The organism is Parasphingopyxis lamellibrachiae (assembly GCF_003385775.1).
In the GTDB taxonomy this organism is placed as follows: domain Bacteria; phylum Pseudomonadota; class Alphaproteobacteria; order Sphingomonadales; family Sphingomonadaceae; genus Parasphingopyxis; species Parasphingopyxis lamellibrachiae.
Window position 1 is genome coordinate 1 of record NZ_QRDP01000001.1, and the last position, 1,637, is coordinate 1,637.

General features: G+C 52.8%; 2 protein-coding genes. Both read right to left on the reverse strand.

All coding sequences use genetic code 11. The features are described from left to right. Positions 1–130: 130 nt before the first annotated feature. Positions 131–823, reverse strand: a complete 693-nt coding sequence (locus DFR46_RS00005; RefSeq protein WP_116234597.1) for an IS6 family transposase — start codon at positions 821–823, stop codon at positions 131–133. Positions 824–895: 72 nt separating this feature from the next. Next, positions 896–1,588, reverse strand: a complete 693-nt coding sequence (locus DFR46_RS00010; RefSeq protein ID WP_116234597.1) for an IS6 family transposase — start codon at positions 1,586–1,588, stop codon at positions 896–898. Positions 1,589–1,637: the final 49 nt, after the last annotated feature.

Consider the following 1,637-nt stretch of genomic DNA (forward strand, 5'->3'; position numbering starts at 1 on the left):
AGTGGATGGCTCCTTCCATTAGTTGGTCTCAAACAGCACCAGCATGGCACATCATGATGCCGTCGGGGTGGAGCCATCCACACCATCACGTTAACCTGCCGCTGATGGCAACGCGGGTGTTCCCTAGCAGCTAAACTGACGCCGACGCCTCATTCCACACTCGGAATGCACTTTCTCGATACTGCTTGAATTTGGATCGGTCGAGCAGATGGCGCTGGAAGTAGAAGCTGTTGTAAGTTGCTGATTGGAGATTGAGGAAGCGTTGCGCAGATCCTGGCGACTTAAACCGCTGCATCTTTCGCTCTCGTCTTCGCACTGGCTGATGCGAATTCTCCGCTCGATTGTTGGTGCGTTTATCGGTCACATGCTCGGATGCCAGCCCGAGTTCCCTAAAAGCTGAACGGTAAGATCGCAGCTTGTCTGTGGTGATACGCGTTGGCGCTAAATGCTTTCTCAGTAGCTTGCGCAGAAGCTTTTCTGCGGCATTTGTGTTGCGGCGCGCTTGGACCAGGAAGTCCAGCACCTCACCTTCATTGTCGACGGCTCGCCACAGCCAGTATCGTTTTCCTCGAATGACAATCACCATTTCGTCCAGATGCCAATGGTCGCTTGGGGTTGGCCGCGCCGATCTGAGGTTTCGTGCAATCTCTGAACCAAATTTCAGACACCAACGCCGAACTGTTTCGTGGGAAACGTCCAAACCGCGTTCGGCCAGGAGATCTTCAACATCTCTGAAACTCAAGGTGAATTTAGCATATAGCCAAACTGCGTGTCGGATGACTTCAGGTGGAAAGCGATGACGGTCGAAGGAGATTGGTTCCATCCGCACCAGTTAATCGATCATTCGCCCGGCCTCCACTCTTGTTAACGTGGCAACGCGGGTGTTCCCTAGCAGCTAAACTGACGCCGACGCCTCATTCCACACTCGGAATGCACTTTCTCGATACTGCTTGAATTTGGATCGGTCGAGCAGATGGCGCTGGAAGTAGAAGCTGTTGTAAGTTGCTGATTGGAGATTGAGGAAGCGTTGCGCAGATCCTGGCGACTTAAACCGCTGCATCTTTCGCTCTCGTCTTCGCACTGGCTGATGCGAATTCTCCGCTCGATTGTTGGTGCGTTTATCGGTCACATGCTCGGATGCCAGCCCGAGTTCCCTAAAAGCTGAACGGTAAGATCGCAGCTTGTCTGTGGTGATACGCGTTGGCGCTAAATGCTTTCTCAGTAGCTTGCGCAGAAGCTTTTCTGCGGCATTTGTGTTGCGGCGCGCTTGGACCAGGAAGTCCAGCACCTCACCTTCATTGTCGACGGCTCGCCACAGCCAGTATCGTTTTCCTCGAATGACAATCACCATTTCGTCCAGATGCCAATGGTCGCTTGGGGTTGGCCGCGCCGATCTGAGGTTTCGTGCAATCTCTGAACCAAATTTCAGACACCAACGCCGAACTGTTTCGTGGGAAACGTCCAAACCGCGTTCGGCCAGGAGATCTTCAACATCTCTGAAACTCAAGGTGAATTTAGCATATAGCCAAACTGCGTGTCGGATGACTTCAGGTGGAAAGCGATGACGGTCGAAGGAGATTGGTTCCATCCGCACCAGTTAATCGATCATTCGCCCGGCCTCCACTCTTGTTAACGTG

Coding starts and splice junctions, on each gene's coding strand:
- DFR46_RS00005 (WP_116234597.1), bottom strand. CDS start 823: ATGGAACCAATCTCCTTCGACCGTCATCGCTTTCCACCTGAAGTCATC.
- DFR46_RS00010 (WP_116234597.1), bottom strand. CDS start 1,588: ATGGAACCAATCTCCTTCGACCGTCATCGCTTTCCACCTGAAGTCATC.